This is a genomic window from Streptomyces sp. NPDC096040, assembly GCF_040303265.1.
Classification (GTDB): Bacteria; Actinomycetota; Actinomycetes; order Streptomycetales; family Streptomycetaceae; genus Streptomyces.
The window spans coordinates 175,651-193,288 of record NZ_JBEOTA010000013.1 but is presented as its reverse complement, the minus strand read 5'-3'; the positions used below and the strand labels follow the sequence as shown (position 1 = coordinate 193,288).

The following is a 17,638-nucleotide window of genomic DNA, read 5'->3' as shown; positions in this document are numbered from 1 at the left end:
GGGTGATCGTGAAGGGACCACCTCCTGAGGTGAACCACCTTCTGACCGGCCGGGCCAAAACCCGCCGGAAGGCTGAAAGCAGGCACGGTTCATGGCGACTTTGTGCAAACCCTCAGTGTCGGTCCCGGAGTACGTGATCACGATGGAGGAGACGCTCGAACTGGCGCGCTCCCACCACGAGAACCACCCGCAGCTGCCTTTGGCGCTGAGACTGATCGAGAACACGGGAGTTCGCACCCGGCACATCGTGCAGCCGATCGAGGAAACCCTCAAGCACCCCGGCTTCGAGGAGCGCAACAAGCTCTACGAGGTCGAGGCCAAGGCCCGGGTCCCCGCAGTGATCCAGCGAGCGCTCGACGACGCCGAACTGCTCACCAGCGACATCGACGTGATCATCTACGTCTCGTGCACGGGCTTCATGATGCCCTCGCTCACGGCGTGGCTGATCAACGAGATGGACTTCGACTCCACCACCCGCCAGATCCCCATCGCGCAGCTCGGCTGCGCGGCCGGCGGAGCGGCGATCAACCGGGCGCACGACTTCTGCTCGGCCTACCCGGACGCCAACGCGCTCATCGTGGCCTGCGAGTTCTGCTCGCTGTGCTACCAGCCGACCGACCTCGGCGTCGGCTCGCTGCTCTCCAACGGCCTCTTCGGTGACGGCATAGCCGCCGCCGTGGTCCGCGGCAAGGGCGGCACCGGCGTCGAGCTCGAACGCAACGGTTCGTACCTGATCCCCAAGACCGAAGAGTGGATCATGTACGACGTCCGGGCCACCGGGTTCCACTTCCTGCTGGACAAGCGGGTCCCGGCCACCATGGAGCCGCTCGCGCCGGCTCTCCAGGACCTGGCAAGGCTGCACGGCTGGGACGCGTCCGACCTGGACTTCTACATAGTCCACGCGGGCGGGCCGCGGATCCTGGACGACCTGAGCAAGTTCCTCCGGGTCGATCCGCACGCGTTCCGGTTCAGCCGGTCCACGCTCACCGAGTACGGCAACATCGCCAGCGCCGTCGTCCTGGACGCACTGCGCCGGATGTTCGACGAGGGCGGTGCCGAGCACCAGGCGCGCGGCCTGCTGGCCGGCTTCGGTCCGGGCATCACCGCGGAAATGTCGCTGGGTCGCTGGCGGCGTTCGGACGAAGAGGCGGCATGACCGAAGAGACGCTCACCGAACCCCTGGACCCGGCCGCCGAGTCCGCCTGTCCGGTCCGGCACTGGCGGGTGCCGGACCTGGCGGGGGTGGACTTCGACCCCACTCTGGCCGAGCTGATGCGCGAGGGCCCGGTCACCCGGATCGAGCTCCCCAACGGCGAGGGCTGGGCCTGGCTGGTCACCCGGTACGACGACGTACGGATGGTGGCCAACGACCTCCGGTTCAGCCGTGAGGCGGTGATGGAGCAGCCGGTCACCCGGCTCGCCCCGCACTTCATCCCGGACCGTGGCGCGGTCGGTTTCCTGGACCCGCCCGACCACACGCGGCTGCGCCGCTCGGTGGCCTCCGCGCTCACCTCCAAGGGCGTGGAGCGGGTCCGGGAGAAGGCCCGCCGCATGCTGGACGAGCTCGTCGACGAGCTCGTCCAGGACGGTCCGCCCGCCGATCTCACGGCGACGGTCCTGAGCCCCTTCCCCATCGCGGTGATCTGCGAGGTGATGGGCGTCCCGGCCGCCGACCGGCACACCATGCACCTCTGGACCCAGCTGATCCTGTCCTCCAGCCACGGCAAGGAGGTCAGCGAGAAGGCCAAGCGCGAGATGGGCGCCTACTTCGCCGACCTCGTCGCCCTGCGCGACGGCAGTGCGGGCGAGGACGTGTCCTCCCTGCTGGGCGCGGCCGTGGGCCGCGGCGAGGTCACCCTGGAGGAGGCCGTCGGTCTCGCGGTCCTCCTCCAGATCGGCGGCGAGGCGGTCACCAACAACAGCGGGCAGATGTTCTACCTGCTGCTGACCCGCCCCGACCTCCTTGACCGGCTGCGCACCGAGCCGGAGATCCGCCCCCGGGCGATCGACGAGCTGCTGCGCTACATCCCGCACCGCAGCGCGGTGGGACTGTCCCGGGTCGCCACGGAGGACGTGGAGATCAAGGGCGTACGGATCCGCGCGGGCGACCCGGTCTATGTCTCGTACCTGGCCGCCAACCGCGACCCGGAGGTCTTCCCGGACCCGGAGACGATCGACTTCACCCGCAGTCCCAATCCGCATGTGTCCTTCGGGTTCGGCCCGCACTACTGCCCCGGCGGCCAGCTCGGCAGACTGGAGGAGGAGCTGTTGGTCGACGCCCTCCTCGACCGGCTGCCCGGGCTGCGGCTCGCCGTGCCCCCGGAGCAGGTCCCGTTCAGGAAGGGCGCGTTGATCCGGGGACCCGAGGCCCTTCCGGTGACCTGGTGAGGGCCCGGTGACGGCGATGGAGGGACTCCTCGTACCGCCGGGCCACGGGCGCGTGGTCCACACGCCGGCCCAGCGTGTCACGTTCAAGGTGACGGGCACGCACTCGCGGACGGCCTCCACCTTCGAGGTCGAGGTCCCGCCGGGTTTCGACGTGGGCGCCCATGTGCACACCCGCAGCGAGGAGTTGTTCTACGTACTCGAAGGCGAGCTGGACGTCCTCGCCTTCGAGCCCCGTATCCGCACTCCCGACAACTGGCAGAAGTGGGAGTCGAGTTCGGGCACGAGGGTGGTGCGGGCGACCCCGGGCACGGTGATCGTCGTACCACCGGGGTGCCCGCACGCCTTCGCCAACCCGACGGAGACACCGGCGCGGATGTTCTTCCAGGCGTCTCCCCCACCGGATCACGAGCGCTACTTCGAGGAGCTGCTGGAGATCCTGGGCGCGGACGGTCCCCCGGACCACGAGGCGATCGAGGAACTCCGCAGGCGTTACGACATCGAGCAACTGACGCCTCTGAAGCACCAGTGAGGAGACTTGCCCTTGGGAGCTACCGGATCGGCATCCCCGACAGTGTGCGAGCGATCACCAACCGCTGCACCTCGCTCGTACCCTCGAAGATCGTGTAGATCGCGGCGTCGCGGTGCATCCGCTCCACCGGGTACTCCCGTGTGTAGCCGTTGCCGCCCAGGATCTGGATCGCCTGGGCGGTGACCTTCTTCGCGGTCTCGCTGGCGAACAGCTTCGACATCGAGCCCTCGGCGGCGATGAACGGCTTACCGTTCACCGCCATCCAGGACGCACGCCACACCAGCAGCCGGGCCGCGTCGATGGACGTACGCATGTCCGCGAGCTGGAAGGCGACGCCCTGGTTGTCGATGATCGGCCGCCCGAACTGCTCACGGGTCTTGGCGTAGTCGAGGGCGACCTCGTAGGCGGCACGTGCCGTACCGACGGCCATCGCACCGACGGCGGGGCGCGAGGCCTCGAACGTCGCCATCGCCGCGTTCTTGACCCGCTCGCCGCCGGTCTTCGCCCGCTCACGGGCCCGCGCGAGGCGCTCGTCCAGCTTCTCCTTGCCACCGAGCAGGCAGGAGCCCGGCACCCGGACGCCGTCCAGGATGACCTCGGCGGTGTGCGAGGCACGGATCCCGTGCTTCTTGAACTTCTGGCCCTGGGCGAGTCCGGGTGTGCCCGCCGGGACGATGAAGGACGCGTGGCCCTTGGAGCCGAGCTCCGGGTCGACGACCGCGACGACGACGTGGACGTTGGCGATACCGCCGTTGGTCGCCCAGGTCTTGGTGCCGTTGATCACCCACTCGTCCTTGGCCTCGTCGTAGACGGCCCGGGTGCGCATGGAGGCCACGTCGGAGCCGGCGTCGGGCTCGGAGGAGCAGAACGCGGCGACCTTGACGTCGTTGGTGTCGCCGTACATCTGGGGGATCCAGGTGCCGATCTGCTCCTCGGTGCCGTTGGCGAGGACGCCGACGGCGGCGAGACCCGTGCCCACAATGGAGAGGGCGATGCCCGCGTCGCCCCAGAACAGCTCCTCCATGGCCATCGGGATGCCGAGGCCGGTGGGGTCGAAGTACTGCTGGGCGTAGAAGTCGAGGGAGTAGATGCCGACCTTCGCGGCCTCCTGGATGACCGGCCAGGGAGTCTCCTCACGCTCGTCCCATTCGGCGGCCGCGGGCCGGATGACCTCGGCGGCGAAGCCGTGCAGCCAGTCCCGGACCTCCTTCTGTTCGTCGTTGAGCTCCATGGTGAACTCGGCCATGACCCCTCCAGCGGCGGCGCATAATGTGTTACTAGCGGTAACAACAGTCTGTTACTCGTCAGTAGGAAAGTCAACTCCCAAGGTCACCTCGGCAGCCAGTTCGATGGCGGACTGCTGTCAGGTGTTAGTTTTCGCAGGCGTCACCGAAACAGCACGGGGTGGGGAGAGCACATGGACACCACACAGCGGACCGAACAGCAGCGGTCCGCCGACCGCCGACGGCGAGAGCTGTTGGAGGCCGCCGACCGCGTGGTGCTGCGCGACGGCCCCCAGGCCTCGATGAACGCGATCGCGGCCGAGGCCGGCATCACCAAACCGATCCTCTATCGCCACTTCGGCGACAAGGGCGGGCTTTACGCGGCCCTTGCCAAGCGGCACACGGACGCGTTGCTGAACTCGCTGCGGGAGGCTCTCGACGCGCCGGCGGACCGACGTGAGCGGGTCGAGGCCACGTTGGACACCTACCTCGCGGCGATCGAGGCGCGGCCTCAGGTGTACCGGTTCCTGATGCATCCTGCCGAGGGCAGCACGGGGGCCGATCAAGGATTTGATGTCGGGAAGCACAGCGCTCCGCTGCTGCGCCGGATGGGCGAGGAGTTGGCTCAGGTCATCGAGGACCGTCTGGACCTCGGGCCCGGGAGTCAGCAGCTGGCTCGGGTGTGGGGGCATGGGATCGTCGGGATGATGCATGCGGCCGGGGACTGGTGGCTGGGAGAGCGGCCCTGTTCTCGTGCAGAGTTGGTGAAGAGTTTGGCGGACTTGCTGTGGGGGCGGTTGGCGGCTGCGGGGGACAAGATCGGCGGTCCGGGGTTCTGAAGGCCTGAAGGCGGTGGATGTCCTCACCGGTGCCAGGAAGCCTTGGCCACCTGTCGCATCAGCCTCCGCTTTCGCCAGCCCGTCACATGGTCGGCGTACATCCTGCCCTCCAAGTGGTCCGTCTCGTGCTGCAGGCATCTCGCGAAGAAGCCCGTGCCGTGGATCGTGATCGGTTCTCCCGTTGCCGTGACGCCCTCCACCACCGCCTGGTCGTACCGTTCCGTCCCCGCCTCCAGGCCCGGCAGGGACAGGCAGCCCTCCGGGCCGCGGACCGTCACGCCGTCCGTCTCCACCAGACGGGGGTTCACCACATGGCCCAGGTGCCGTACGTCCTCGTCGTCGGGGCAGTCGAAGACGAAAACCCGCAGCGGCTCACCCACCTGGTTCGCCGCCAGGCCGACACCCTCCGACGCGTACATCGTCGCGAACAAGTCCTCCACCAGACGGGAGAGTTCGGGGCCGAAGTCGGTGACCTCCGCGCAGCGGGCGTGCAGGACGGGGTCGCCGAGCAGGGTGAGGGGCCGGACCCGCCCGTGGGCGCCCGGAATGGAACCGTGTCGCATGGCCGCAAGGGTACGGTTCGAATCGGCCCCTGCCCGCCGCGCAGGCGAGGGCCGGAATTCGGGTGTGCCAATGGATCTCGATAGGCTGAGGTGCACACCACGCTGCCGAATGGCTGAGGCGCGGCGCGTACGCAAGGAGGATCGAGAACTGATGGCAGGCAACTCGGACCCGCTCACGCCGCGGGCCAAGCTCGCCGTGACCGCGGGCAAGGCGGTCGCGGCGGCGTCCCGTGCCGCGGGACGCGGCAGCGGATCCGTGATCGGTGGCCGGGTCGCACTCAAACTCGACCCCGACCTTCTCGCCCGGCTCGCCCAGAGCCTGGACGTCACGCTCGTCTCGGCGACCAACGGCAAGACGACCACGACCCGGCTCATCGCCGAGGCGCTGAAGGCCGCGGGGCCGGTCGTCTCCAACGCGCTCGGCGCCAACATGCCCGCCGGTATCACCTCGGCGCTGGCCGGCGGCTCCGACGCCAAGTTCGGTGTCATCGAGGTCGACGAGAAGTACCTCGCCGGCGTGGCCCGGGACACCGACCCCAAGTGCATCGCGCTGCTCAACCTCTCCCGCGACCAGCTCGACCGTGCCGCCGAGACCCGGATGCTCGCCGAGAACTGGCGGGAGGGCCTGGCCGGGTCGAAGGCCGTCATCGTGGCGAACTGCGACGACCCGCTGGTGGTGTGGGCCGCGTCCTCCTCCCCCAATGTGATCTGGGTCGCCGCCGGGCAGATGTGGAAGGACGACGCCTGGTCCTGCCCGTCCTGCGGTGGCGTGATGCAGCGCCCTGGCGACGACTGGTTCTGCGGTGAGTGCGGGTTCCGGCGGCCGACACCGAGCTGGGTGCTGTCCGGGGACCATGTGCTCGACCCGCACGGATCCGCCTGGCCGATCCATCTCCAGCTGCCCGGGCGCGCCAACAAGGCCAACGCGGCCTCCTCGGCCGCCGTCGCCGCCGTCTTCGGAGTGCCGCCGCAGGTCGCCCTGGAACGGATGTACCAGGTGCAGGCCGTCGCGGGACGGTACGACGTCGTGCAGTTCCAGGGGCGTGACCTGCGTCTGCTCCTTGCGAAGAACCCGGCCGGCTGGCTGGAGACGTTCTCCCTGATCGACCCGCCGCCGACCCCGGTGATCCTCTCCGTGAACGCGCGCGGCGCGGACGGCACCGACACCTCCTGGCTGTGGGACGTGGACTACACCCGCCTCACCGGCCACCCGATCTTCGTGCTCGGCGACCGCAAGCTCGACCTCGCGGTGCGGCTGGAGGTCGCGGGCCAGCACTTCCAGGTCTGCGACTCCCTCGACCAGGCCGTGCAGATGTGCCCGCCGGGCCGGATCGAGGTCATCGCGAACTACACCGCGTTCCAGGACCTGCGCCGCCGCGTCGGCAACTGACTGACCACGAAGGACGATCACTCATGAGCGACAACCAACTGCGGCTGGTGTGGATCTACCCGGACCTGCTCAGCACCTACGGCGACCAGGGCAACGCGCTCGTCGTGGAGCGCCGGGCCCGGCAGCGCGGTCTCGACGTGGCCCGGCTCGACGTGCGCAGCGACCAGCCGATCCCGACCTCCGGCGACATCTACCTGATCGGCGGCGGCGAGGACCGTCCGCAGCGGCTGGCCGCCGAGCGGCTGCGCCGCGACGGCCACCTGTACCGGGCCGTGGAGAACGGCGCGATCGTGTTCTCGGTGTGCGCCGGCTACCAGATCCTCGGGCACGAGTTCATCAACGACCTGGGCCAGCGTGAGCCGGGCCTCGGCCTGCTCGACGTGACGACCGTGCGCGGCACCGGCGAGCGGTGCGTCGGTGACGTCCTCGCCGACATCGACCCGCGCCTCGGGCTGCCCCAGCTCACCGGGTTCGAGAACCACCAGGGCATCACCCAGCTCGGCCCCACCGCCCGCCCCCTCGCCCGCGTCCAGCTGGGCCGGGGCAACGGCACCGGCGACGGCACGGAGGGCGCGTACAACGACACCGTCTTCGGCACGTACATGCACGGGCCGGTCCTGGCCCGCAACCCGCTCATCGCCGACCTGCTGCTGAAGCTGGCGCTCGACGTGAACGCGCTGCCGCCGATCGACGACCGCTGGTACGAGGCCCTGCGCACCGAGCGGATCGCGTCCGCGCAGCAGCCCGCCTGACCGTACCGGAATGGTCGATTCCGGGCCCGCCTGACGGGGTGTCCGCTCACATGTGCGGGCGCGTCCAGCAGGCGGACGCACGGTACGGCGAGACCCCCTCGCGCGGGTAGGGTGACGGCGATGACAGCCGGACAGCGTGGTCCGGTCTTCGGCCCACGTGGAGAAGGTTGTTTCGGGCTATGCGCATTGGTGTCCTCACGTCCGGCGGCGACTGCCCCGGCCTGAACGCCGTCATCCGGTCCGTCGTCCACCGTGCCGTCGTCGACCACGGCGACGAGGTTGTCGGCTTCCGGGACGGCTGGAAGGGCCTCCTGGAATGCGACTATCTCAAGCTCGACCTCGACGCCGTGGCCGGCATCCTGGCCCGCGGCGGCACGATCCTCGGTTCCTCCCGGGTCCAGCCCTCGCATCTGCGGGACGGCGTGGAGCGGGCCAGGGGCCATGTCGCCGAACTCGGACTCGACGCGATCATCCCGATCGGCGGTGAGGGCACGCTGAAGGCGGCCCGGCTGATGTCCGACGCCGGTCTGCCGATCGTCGGCGTGCCGAAGACCATCGACAACGACATCGCTGTCACCGACGTGACCTTCGGCTTCGACACGGCCGTGGGTGTGGCGACCGAGGCCCTCGACCGGCTGAAGACCACCGCCGAGTCCCACCAGCGGGTCCTCGTCGTCGAGGTCATGGGCCGGCACACCGGCTGGATCGCCCTGCACTCCGGAATGGCGGCCGGCGCCCACGCCATCGTCGTGCCGGAACGCCCCTTCGACATCGAGGAGTTGGCCCGCCGGGTCGGCGAGCGTTTCGAGGCCGGGAAGCGGTTCGCGATCGTCGTCGCGGCGGAGGGGGCCAAGCCGAAGGCGGGGACGATGGCCTTCGACGAGGGCGGCAAGGACATCTACGGCCACGAGCGGTTCGCCGGGATCGCCCGGCAGCTCTCCGTCGAGCTGGAGCAGCGGCTCGGCAAGGAGGCGCGGCCGGTCATCCTCGGGCATGTCCAGCGGGGTGGGACGCCGACGGCGTACGACCGGGTGCTGGCGACGCGGTTCGGATGGCATGCGGTGGAGGCCGTGCACCGGGGGAACTTCGGTCATATGACGGCGCTCCGGGGGACGGACATCGTGATGGTGCCGCTCGCGGAAGCGGTGGAGACGTTGAAGACGGTTCCCGCGGAGCGGTACGAGGAAGCGGAGACCGTGCTCTAGGGACCCGGTCACAGAGATGACCCCGGCCGGTTCTAGTCTTGTGGGCGGCAGAAACGCACAACCCCCCACGAATCAGGAGCCGCCGGATGGATCACAGCGGGCACGGCATGACCATGGACTTGCCGCCGTTCACGCTGGGGCGGGGGCTGGCGTGGTCGACGGATCCCTTCTTTCTCCTGGCCTGTGTCGCGGGGCTCGCGCTGTACGGGTGGGGTGTGGTGCGGCTGCGGCGGCGCGGGGACGCGTGGCCCGTGGGGCGTACCGTCTCGTACGTCGTCGGTGTGCTCACCATCATGCTGGTGATGTGTACCAGGCTGAACGACTACGGGATGGTCATGTTCAGCGTGCACATGGTGCAGCACATGATCATCAGCATGTTGTCGCCGATCCTGATCCTGCTCGGTGCCCCGGTGACGCTCGCGCTGCGCGCGCTGCCCGTCGCCGGGAAGGGACGCAAGGGGCCGCGTGAGCTGCTGCTGGCCCTGCTGCACAGCCGGTACATGCGGATCATCACCCATCCCGCCTTCACGATCCCGCTGTTCATCGCGAGCCTCTACGCGCTCTACTTCACCCCGCTGTTCGACTTCCTGATGGGATCGAAGGCCGGGCACATCGCGATGATGGTGCACTTCCTCGCCGTCGGTGTCGTCTTCTTCTGGCCGATCATCGGCATCGACCCGGGACCGCACCGGCCGGGGTATCTCATGCGGATGCTGGAACTGTTCGCGGGCATGCCGTTCCACGCGTTCTTCGGTATCGCGTTGATGATGGCGTCGGAGCCGATGGTCGAGACGTTCAAGAACCCGCCCGCCTCGCTCGGCATCGACGCGCTCTCCGACCAGAACGCGGCCGGCGGTATCGCCTGGGCGTTCAGTGAAGTCCCCTCCGTGCTGGTCCTGATCGCCCTGCTGTTCCAGTGGTACAGCTCCGAGAAGCGGCAGGCCCGGCGCACGGACCGTGCCGCGGACCGGGACGGTGACAAGGAACTTGCGGCGTACAACGCCTATCTGGCCTCACTGAACGCACGCAGGGGCTGAAAGGCTCAGCGGATGCGGGCTGAGCTCCGCCCCCATCCGTCGGCAAGGCGGTCGCCACCGGGGTACAAGGGGCACGGCCGGGACGCCCAGGTCCGTTCGCTGCCGGTACGCGGCAGTCTGCGGAAAGGGGACACGCCCGGGCGTACGGAAATCCGCTGCGACCCTTCGCAGGGGACAGGCGGAGGCGTGCTCTGGGATGAGGGCGAGGACCCGGGACGGCCGCCCGGCCACCGTCGACGGCCACTCCCCCGCGTCCCGCGGGCCACTCTCGCCGTCGCCCTGGGCCTGGTGCTCGCCGTGGGCGGGGGCTGGTGGGGTACGGCAGCTCGGTGGGCCTCTCGCGCCCGCTCAAGGGTGACTGTGTCCTAGCCGACTGGCCCGGCCGGGCGCGCTCCCCGGGGACCCTCGGGCTCAGCCTCGATCCGGCCTGCGCGGAGCTGCCGGGAAAGCTCGCGGATGTGCGGTCCGTGGCCGTCGTACCGACCGGGAAGCAGGGACGGACGGAGTCGGACCGCCCCGGCGGCGCGGAGACGCGATCCTTCCGGGTATCAGGCGGCCTCCTGGGGCAGCGAGGGGATGTGGAAGACCGGCGCTCATTTCGTCGTGTGCACCGTGCGGAGGCAGAACGGGGGCACCATGGAGGGAGTCGGACCATGAGGAGGGTGTCGCGATGCCCGGTTCTACGAACGGTTCCACCAAGGCGATGGGGGTCCTCACCGTAGGCGGACTGGTGGTGGTGACGGCCTACACGGTGGCGCTCGGCAGCAACGGCTGGCTCTGGTTCGGCTGGGTGGTGCTGGGGCTGCTGACCCTCGCGATGGTGGTCACCCAGAGCGGCTGAGGGGCCGGGGTGCTCACTCGGGTGTGAGGCGCGCCGTCTGGTGGACCCCGGGCTGGTATTTGGGCAGCCGGGCGGTGATCTTCATGCCCGCTCCCGGGGCGGTCTCGATGACGAGGCCGTGGTCGTCGCCGTAGACCTGGCGGAGCCGGTCGTCGACGTTGGACAGGCCGATACCGCCGGAGGGGCTGATCTCACCGGCGAGGATACGGCGCAGCAGCCCGGGGTCCATGCCGGCGCCGTCGTCTTCGATGACGACCAGGGCCTCGGCGCCCTCGTCCTGGGCGGTGATCTGGATGCGACAGGTCCCGGTCTTGCCCTCCAGGCCGTGTTTGACGGCGTTCTCGACCAGGGGCTGGAGACAGAGGAAGGGGAGGGTGACGGGGAGTACCTCGGGGGCGATCTGGAGGGTGACCGTGAGCCGGTCGCCGAAGCGGGCCCGGACGAGTGCCAGGTAGTGGTCGATGGCGTGGAGTTCGTCGGCGAGGGTGGTGAAGTCGCCGTGCCTACGGAACGAGTAGCGGGTGAAGTCGGCGAACTCCAGGAGTAGTTCGCGGGCCCGCTCGGGGTCGGTGCGCACGAACGAGGCGATCACCGCGAGCGAGTTGAAGATGAAGTGCGGGGAGATCTGGGCGCGCAGGGCGCGGATCTCGGCCTCGATGAGCCGGGTGCGTGAGCGGTCCAGGTCGGCCAGTTCCAGCTGCACGCTCACCCAGCGGGCGACCTCGCCGGCCGCGCGGACCAGCACGGCGGACTCGCGCGGGGCGCAGGCGACCAGGGTGCCGTGGACGCGGTCGTCGACGGTGAGCGGGGCGATCATCGCCCAGCGGACCGGGCAGTCGGGGAGTTCGCAGTGCAGCCGGAAGGCCTCGCCGCGGCCGGACTCCAGCGGTCCGGCGAGCCTTTCCATGATCTCGGTGCGGTGGTGGTCGCCGACGCCGTCCCAGACCAGGAGGTTCTCGTGGTCGGTGAGGCAGAGGGCGTCGGTGCCGAGCAGGGTGCGCAGCCGGCGGGCCGAGCGGCGGGCGGTCTCCTCGGTCAGGCCCGCGCGCAGCGGGGGTGCGGCGAGGGACGCGGTGTGCAGGGTCTCGAAGGTGGCGTGCTCGACGGGGGTGCCGAGACCGCCGAGGCTCTCGGGGCGTGCGGTGCGGCGGCCGAGCCAGAAGCCTGCGGCCAGCAGCGGGAGTACGGCGACCAGGAGGCCGGCCAGGAAGCCGGTCACGCCTTCACCTCCGCGCGCAGTTCCTCGGGGAGGTGGAAGCGGGCGAGGATCGCGGCCGTTCCCGGCGGGACCCGGCCCGGCGTCGCCAGGGACACCAGGATCATGGTGAGGAAGCCCAGCGGCACCGACCAGAGGGCGGGCCAGGCGAGCAGGGCGTGCAGGTTCCCGGTGCCCGGGAAGTCGGCCATCGTCGCGGCCACCGCGCAGAACGCCGAGCCGCCGCCGACCAGCATCCCGGCGGCCGCGCCGGGAGGGGTCAGCCGCCGCCACCAGATGCCGAGGACCAGCAACGGGCAGAAGGAGGAGGCGGACACCGCGAAGGCGAGCCCCACGGCGTCCGCGGCCGGCAGCCCGCCGACCAGCACGCCGGCGGCGAGCGGTACGGCCATGGCCAGTACGGTCCCGAGTCTGAAGTGCCGTACACCGCGCGCCGGGAGGACGTCCTGGGTGAGGACTCCGGCGACCGCCATGGTCAGTCCGGAGGCGGTGGAGAGGAACGCGGCGAAGGCGCCGCCCGCCACCAGGGCGCCGAGCAGATCGCCACCGAGGCCGCCGACGACCCGGTCGGGCAGCAGCAGGACGGCCGCGTCAGCGTTGCCGGTGAGGGTGAGTTCGGGGATGTAGAGCCGGCCGAGGGCGCCGTACACGGGCGGCAGCAGGTAGAAGAGGCCGATCAGGGCGAGGACGGCGACCGTGGTGCGGCGGGCGGCGACACCGTGCGGGCTGGTGTAGAAGCGGACGACGACGTGCGGCAGACCCATGGTGCCGAGGAAGGTGGCGAGGATCAGCCCGTACGTGGCGTACAGCGGGCGTTCCTCCCGGCCCTGGGCGAGCGAGGTGGACATACCGCCGTTGGTGCCCCGGTCGGTGGCGGGTACGCGGGTGCCCTTGGCGAAGGTCAGCCGGGTGCCGGCGGCGATGCGGTGGGTGCCCTCGGGGAGGGTGACCCTGGTGTCCTGGTGCGGGCGGCCGTCCACCGTGCCGGTGACGGTGACCGTGAGGGGGTGGTCGAGCTTCAGGTCGAGGGTGTCCTGGACGCTGACGGTGCGCTGGTCGCGGAAGGTGGCCGGCTCGTCGAAGGCGTGGGTGGGGGCTCCTGCGCCCTGCCAGGCGAGGACGAGGAAGAAGGCGGGGACGAACAGGGCGGTGAGTTTCAGCCAGTACTGGAAGGCCTGGACGAAGGTGATGCTGCGCATGCCGCCGGCGGCGACGGTGGCCACCACGACCACGGCCACGATCAGCCCGCCCAGCGCGTCCGGGGCGCCGGTGAGCACCGTCAACGTCAGTCCGGCGCCCTGGAGTTGGGGCAGCAGATAGAGCCAGCCGACGCCGACGACGAACGCCCCGGCCAGCCGTCGTACCGTCTGCGAGGCGAGCCGGGCCTCGGCGAAGTCGGGGAGGGTGTAGGCGCCGGAGCGGCGCAGCGGGGCGGCGACGAACAGGAGGAGGACCAGATAGCCGGCGGTGTAGCCGACCGGGTACCAGAGCATGTCCGGGCCCTGCACCAGGACCAGTCCCGCGATGCCCAGGAAGGAGGCGGCGGAGAGGTACTCGCCGCTGATCGCGGCCGCGTTGAGCCGCGGGCCGACGGTGCGGGAGGCGACGTAGAAGTCGGACGTGGTCCGGGAGATGCGCAGGCCGAAGGCGCCGACCAGGACGGTCGCGACGACCACGAGGGCGACGGCCGGGACGGCGTAACCGGAGTTCATCGGGCCTCGTCGCGACGGGGGTTCATCGGTCCTCGACGAGGCGGACGAAGTCCTCCTCGTTGCGTTCGGCGCGGCGCACGTACCAGCGGGCCAGCAGGATCAGCGGGGCGTACAGGCAGAAGCCGAGCACCAGCCACTCCAGGCGGCGGGCCTCGGGAGCGGCCGCGAACACCAGGGGAAGCGGGCCGACGAGCAGAACGAGGACCGCGAACACGACCAAGGCGGCACGGAGTTGGGAGCGCATGAGGGAGCGGACGTAGGTGTGGCCGAGGGTGGTCTGTTCGTCGATCTCGGTGCGCGCGCGACAGTAGTCGGAGCCACGGCGGGCCCGGCGGCTGCGGCGGGGCGGCCCGGTGACGGTGACCCGGCGCTCGGTGGGGTCCGTGGGCACCGTCAGACCCTCCTCATCAGCAGGTCCCGCAGCTCCCGCGCATGGCGCCGGCTGACCTGGAGTTCCTCGCCGCCGACCAGGACGCTCACCGTGCCGGCGTCCAGGCGGAGTTCGCCGATGTGGCCGAGGGCGACGAGGTGACGGCGGTGGATGCGGACGAAGCCACGGGAGCGCCAGCGGTCCTCCAGGGTGGACAGGGGGATGCGCACGAGGTGGCTGCCGTGCTCGGTGTGCAGGCGGGCGTAGTCGCCCTGGGCATCGACATGGGTGATGTCGTCGACGGCCACGAACCGTGTGACACCGCCGAGTTCGACCGGTAGGTGGTCCGGGTCGGGTTCGTGCACGGGTATCCGGGGTGCGGCGCCGCGCAGTTCGGCGACCCGTCGTACCGCCTCCGCCAGCCGCTCCTTCCGTACCGGCTTCAGGACGTAGTCGACCGCCTTGAGATCGAAGGCCCGTACGGCGAAGTCCTCGTGGGCGGTGACGAACACGACCAGCGGGGGCATGGCGAAGCCGGTGAGCAGCCGGGCCATCTCCAGGCCGTCCAGACCGGGCATCTGGATGTCCAGGAAGACGACGTCGATGGCCTCGGGGCCGTGGGGTCCGGACTCCAGGGCGCGGGTGATGCGGCGCAGCGCCTCGGTGGCGTCCCCGGCGCCCTCGACGCTGCCGATGCGCGGATCGGCGTTCAGCAGATAGAGGAGCTCCTCCAGCGAGGGGCGTTCGTCGTCGACGGCGAGGGCGCGCAGCATGAACGGAGTGTAGGCGGCGGAACGGGGCGCTGGACATGTGCCGGACGTGGACGTTCGCGCCGGATGCAGTGGTGTACCTGAAGTGTCTTTCCCCGTGGATACAGTGCGGACATGAACAGCGGCACCGCCCCCTTCGACGACCTCGACCGGAAGATCACCACTGCTCTGATGGCGAACGCGCGGACCAGTTTCGCCGAGATCGGCACGGCCGTCGGGCTCTCCGCGACGGCCGTGAAACGGCGGGTCGACCGGCTGCGCGAGACCGGAGTGATCACCGGGTTCACGGCCACCGTGAAACCGTCGGCCCTCGGCTGGCGCACCGAGGCGTATGTCGAGGTGTACTGCGAGGGTGCGGCCCCGCCCAGGCGGCTCGCGGAGGTGGTCCGCAACCATCCGGAGATCACCGCCGCCATGACGGTGACCGGCGGCGCGGACGCCCTGCTGCATGTCCGCGCCCGGGACGTGGACCACTTCGAGGAGGTGCTGGAGCGGATTCGGGTGGAGCCGTTCATCCGGAAGACGATCAGTGTGATGGTGCTGTCGCATCTGCTCCCGGAGAGCCCCGAGGCGGGCGCGACACACGCGGCGCCGCAATAGGCGGGAGTAAACGCACCGATGCTGCGTTAGTGCGATCAGAGACGCAGCAATCCTGCGCAGACACGCAACATTAGTTTCTTGTCGCCCGCATCAAGGCTTTCTACCTTGGTGTCAACCCTCGTCGACACCGCAGGAAAGCGGAGGAACACCTCTGTGCCCGAAAGCCGTGTGCCGCGCGTCCGGCGCTTCCTCGTCTGCGAACCCAGACACTTCGCCGTGCAGTACGCGATCAATCCCTGGATGAACCCCGACACCAGGGTCGACGTCGACCTGGCCCATGAGCAGTGGACCGCGCTCATCAGCGCCTACCGTGCCCATGGCCACAGCGTCGACCGTCTGGACCCGGTCCCCGGCCTGCCCGACATGGTCTTCGCCGCGAACTCGGCGGTCGTCGTCGGCGGCCGTGTCTTCGGCTCCCTGTTCCACGCGCCCGAGCGGCGCCCCGAGTCCTCCCACTACGACCTCTGGTTCAAGACCGCCGGCTATGACGTGTACCGCCCCGGCTCGGTGGTCGAGGGCGAGGGCGACCTGGTCTGGACGGGGCGGTATCTGCTGGCCGGCACCGGCTTCCGCACCACCCGGGAGGCACACCGGGAGGCGCAGGAGTTCTTCGGCCACCCGGTGATCAGCCTGACCCTGGTGGACCCGTACTTCTACCACCTGGACACCGCGCTGTTCGTCCTCGACGACGAGAACATCGTGTACTACCCCGAGGCCTTCTCCAGCGGCAGCCGGGAGGTGCTGCGCCGGCTGTACCCGGACGCGGTGCTCGCCACCCGCGACGACGCCATGGCATGGGGGCTGAACTCCGTGTCCGACGGCCGCCGGGTCTTCATCGCGCCGCAGGCCGAGGCGCTCGCCGCCCGACTCGCCGACCAGGGCTACGAACCGGTCCCCGTCGACCTGTCGGAGTTCCACAAGGCCGGCGGCGGCATCAAGTGCTGCACCCAGGAAATCCGCTGAGGTCCGAGGAGAGTCATCGATGACCGCACCCGCGCACACCCGTACCTCCGCCGAGCTGATCGAGGCCGAGGAGCCGGTCCTCGCGCACAACTACCATCCGCTGCCCGTGGTCGTCGCGAGCGCCGAGGGGGCCTGGGTGGAGGACGTCGAGGGGCGTCGCTACCTCGACATGCTGGCCGGCTACTCGGCCCTCAACTTCGGCCACCGCCACCCGGCCCTCATCGAGGCCGCGCACCGCCAGCTGGACCGGCTGACCCTCACCTCCCGCGCCTTCCACAACGACCGGCTCGCCGAGTTCGCCGAACGCCTGGCGGAGCTCACCGGCCTGGACATGGTGCTGCCGATGAACACCGGCGCGGAGGCGGTGGAGAGCGGCATCAAGGTGGCCCGCAAGTGGGCCTACGACGTCAAGGGCGTCCCGGCCGACCGGGCGACGATCGTCGTGGCGGCGGACAACTTCCACGGCCGTACGACCACGATCGTCAGCTTCTCCACGGACGAGACCGCCCGCGCGGGCTTCGGCCCGTTCACGCCGGGGTTCCGGATCGTGCCGTACAACGACCTGGCCGCGCTGGAGGCGGCGGTCGACGAGACGACGGCGGCCGTGCTGATCGAGCCGATCCAGGGCGAAGCCGGGGTCATGATCCCCGACACCGGCTATCTGACCGGGGTCCGCGAACTGACCCGGCGGGCGGGCTGCCTCTTCGTGGCCGACGAGATCCAGTCCGGCCTCGGCCGCACGGGCCGTACCCTCGCCGTCGACCACGAGGACGTCGTCCCGGACGTCCTGCTGCTCGGCAAGGCGCTGGGCGGCGGGATCGTGCCGGTGTCGGCGGTGGTGGCCCGGCGCGAGGTGCTGGGGGTGCTGCGGCCGGGCGAGCACGGCTCGACGTTCGGCGGCAACCCGCTCGCCGCCGCGGTTGGCACGGCCGTGGTCGAGCTGCTGGAGGACGGCGAATTCCAGCGCCGGGCGGCCGAGTTGGGCGTGGTCCTGCGGGACGGGCTGGCGGAGCTGGTCGGCAAGGGCGTGGTCGGATTCCGCTCGCGCGGGCTGTGGGCGGGCGTCGACGTGGACCCGGCGATCGGCACCGGACGCGAGATCAGCGAACGCCTGATGCGCGAGGGCGTCCTGGTCAAGGACACGCACGGCTCGACGATCCGGCTGGCCCCGCCGCTGACCGTCACGGCGGACGAACTGCGGTCGGCACTGGGGGCGTTGGAGAAGGTGCTGGCGGTCTAA

General features: G+C 70.3%; 18 protein-coding genes. 12 read left to right on the top strand and 6 right to left on the bottom strand.

What is annotated here, in order from left to right:
* Positions 1 to 91 precede the first annotated feature (91 nt).
* Genes ABTY98_RS19910 through ABTY98_RS19900 form a run of 3 tightly spaced genes read left to right on the top strand, consistent with a single transcriptional unit; the run spans position 92 to position 2,917 of the window.
* On the top strand, positions 92 to 1,156 hold the full coding sequence (locus tag ABTY98_RS19910) for a type III polyketide synthase (protein ID WP_352222224.1): 1,065 nt from the start codon (positions 92 to 94) through the stop codon (positions 1,154 to 1,156).
* Positions 1,153 to 2,388: a cytochrome P450 gene (locus ABTY98_RS19905; RefSeq protein ID WP_352222223.1), complete on the top strand. Its 1,236-nt coding sequence runs from the start codon at positions 1,153 to 1,155 to the stop codon at positions 2,386 to 2,388. Before ABTY98_RS19910 ends, ABTY98_RS19905 begins: the two co-directional genes overlap by 4 nt.
* A gap of 16 nt (positions 2,389 to 2,404) precedes the next feature.
* Positions 2,405 to 2,917, top strand: a complete 513-nt coding sequence (locus tag ABTY98_RS19900) for a cupin domain-containing protein (protein WP_352222288.1) — start codon at positions 2,405 to 2,407, stop codon at positions 2,915 to 2,917.
* Positions 2,918 to 2,936: 19 nt separating this feature from the next.
* On the opposite strand, the gene ABTY98_RS19895 is transcribed toward ABTY98_RS19900, so the two are convergent.
* Positions 2,937 to 4,163 (bottom strand): acyl-CoA dehydrogenase family protein, encoded by a 1,227-nt coding sequence (locus tag ABTY98_RS19895; RefSeq protein WP_352222222.1) that lies wholly within the window; start codon positions 4,161 to 4,163, stop codon positions 2,937 to 2,939.
* 171 nt (positions 4,164 to 4,334) lie between these two features.
* On the opposite strand from ABTY98_RS19895, the gene ABTY98_RS19890 reads away from it, so the two are divergent.
* Entirely contained in the window at positions 4,335 to 4,979 is a 645-nt protein-coding gene (locus ABTY98_RS19890; protein WP_352222221.1) for a TetR/AcrR family transcriptional regulator, read from the top strand.
* A 23-nt stretch (positions 4,980 to 5,002) separates the two neighbouring features.
* Here ABTY98_RS19890 and def read toward each other — a convergent pair whose 3' ends face one another.
* A complete protein-coding gene (gene def / locus ABTY98_RS19885) occupies positions 5,003 to 5,542 on the bottom strand; it encodes a peptide deformylase (protein WP_352222220.1) in 540 nt (179 codons plus the stop codon).
* A 151-nt stretch (positions 5,543 to 5,693) separates the two neighbouring features.
* Here def and ABTY98_RS19880 point away from each other — a divergent pair, with 151 nt between their 5' ends.
* From ABTY98_RS19880 to ABTY98_RS19860, 5 genes are all read left to right on the top strand, one after another.
* Positions 5,694 to 6,932 carry a MurT ligase domain-containing protein gene (locus ABTY98_RS19880; RefSeq protein WP_352222219.1) on the top strand — a complete coding sequence of 413 codons (1,239 nt, stop codon included), beginning with the start codon at positions 5,694 to 5,696 and terminating at the stop codon, positions 6,930 to 6,932.
* 23 nt (positions 6,933 to 6,955) lie between these two features.
* A complete protein-coding gene (locus tag ABTY98_RS19875) occupies positions 6,956 to 7,684 on the top strand; it encodes a type 1 glutamine amidotransferase (protein ID WP_351698376.1) in 729 nt (242 codons plus the stop codon).
* A 179-nt stretch (positions 7,685 to 7,863) separates the two neighbouring features.
* Entirely contained in the window at positions 7,864 to 8,889 is a 1,026-nt protein-coding gene (locus ABTY98_RS19870; RefSeq protein ID WP_352222218.1) for a 6-phosphofructokinase, read from the top strand.
* Between the two features lie 86 nt (positions 8,890 to 8,975).
* Positions 8,976 to 9,926, top strand: a complete 951-nt coding sequence (locus ABTY98_RS19865) for a cytochrome c oxidase assembly protein (protein WP_352222217.1) — start codon at positions 8,976 to 8,978, stop codon at positions 9,924 to 9,926.
* Between the two features lie 670 nt (positions 9,927 to 10,596).
* Positions 10,597 to 10,767, top strand: a complete 171-nt coding sequence (locus tag ABTY98_RS19860) for a hypothetical protein (RefSeq protein ID WP_352222216.1) — start codon at positions 10,597 to 10,599, stop codon at positions 10,765 to 10,767.
* Positions 10,768 to 10,780: 13 nt separating this feature from the next.
* Here the strand turns inward: ABTY98_RS19860 and ABTY98_RS19855 are convergent, their stop codons facing one another.
* Genes ABTY98_RS19855 through ABTY98_RS19840 form a run of 4 tightly spaced genes read right to left on the bottom strand, consistent with a single transcriptional unit; the run spans position 10,781 to position 14,838 of the window.
* Positions 10,781 to 11,986 carry a sensor histidine kinase gene (locus ABTY98_RS19855; protein ID WP_352222215.1) on the bottom strand — a complete coding sequence of 402 codons (1,206 nt, stop codon included), beginning with the start codon at positions 11,984 to 11,986 and terminating at the stop codon, positions 10,781 to 10,783.
* Positions 11,983 to 13,695 carry a sodium/solute symporter gene (locus ABTY98_RS19850; RefSeq protein ID WP_352222214.1) on the bottom strand — a complete coding sequence of 571 codons (1,713 nt, stop codon included), beginning with the start codon at positions 13,693 to 13,695 and terminating at the stop codon, positions 11,983 to 11,985. Before ABTY98_RS19850 ends, ABTY98_RS19855 begins: the two co-directional genes overlap by 4 nt.
* Before the next feature lie 22 nt (positions 13,696 to 13,717).
* Positions 13,718 to 14,086: a hypothetical protein gene (locus ABTY98_RS19845; protein WP_352222213.1), complete on the bottom strand. Its 369-nt coding sequence runs from the start codon at positions 14,084 to 14,086 to the stop codon at positions 13,718 to 13,720.
* A gap of 2 nt (positions 14,087 to 14,088) precedes the next feature.
* A complete protein-coding gene (locus tag ABTY98_RS19840; protein ID WP_352222212.1) occupies positions 14,089 to 14,838 on the bottom strand; it encodes a LytR/AlgR family response regulator transcription factor in 750 nt (249 codons plus the stop codon).
* 111 nt (positions 14,839 to 14,949) lie between these two features.
* Here ABTY98_RS19840 and ABTY98_RS19835 point away from each other — a divergent pair, with 111 nt between their 5' ends.
* From ABTY98_RS19835 to rocD, 3 genes are all read left to right on the top strand, one after another.
* A complete protein-coding gene (locus tag ABTY98_RS19835; protein ID WP_352222211.1) occupies positions 14,950 to 15,435 on the top strand; it encodes an Lrp/AsnC family transcriptional regulator in 486 nt (161 codons plus the stop codon).
* A 153-nt stretch (positions 15,436 to 15,588) separates the two neighbouring features.
* Positions 15,589 to 16,398: a dimethylargininase gene (gene ddaH / locus ABTY98_RS19830; RefSeq protein WP_502994275.1), complete on the top strand. Its 810-nt coding sequence runs from the start codon at positions 15,589 to 15,591 to the stop codon at positions 16,396 to 16,398.
* A 19-nt stretch (positions 16,399 to 16,417) separates the two neighbouring features.
* On the top strand, positions 16,418 to 17,638 hold the full coding sequence (gene rocD / locus ABTY98_RS19825; RefSeq protein WP_352222210.1) for an ornithine--oxo-acid transaminase: 1,221 nt from the start codon (positions 16,418 to 16,420) through the stop codon (positions 17,636 to 17,638).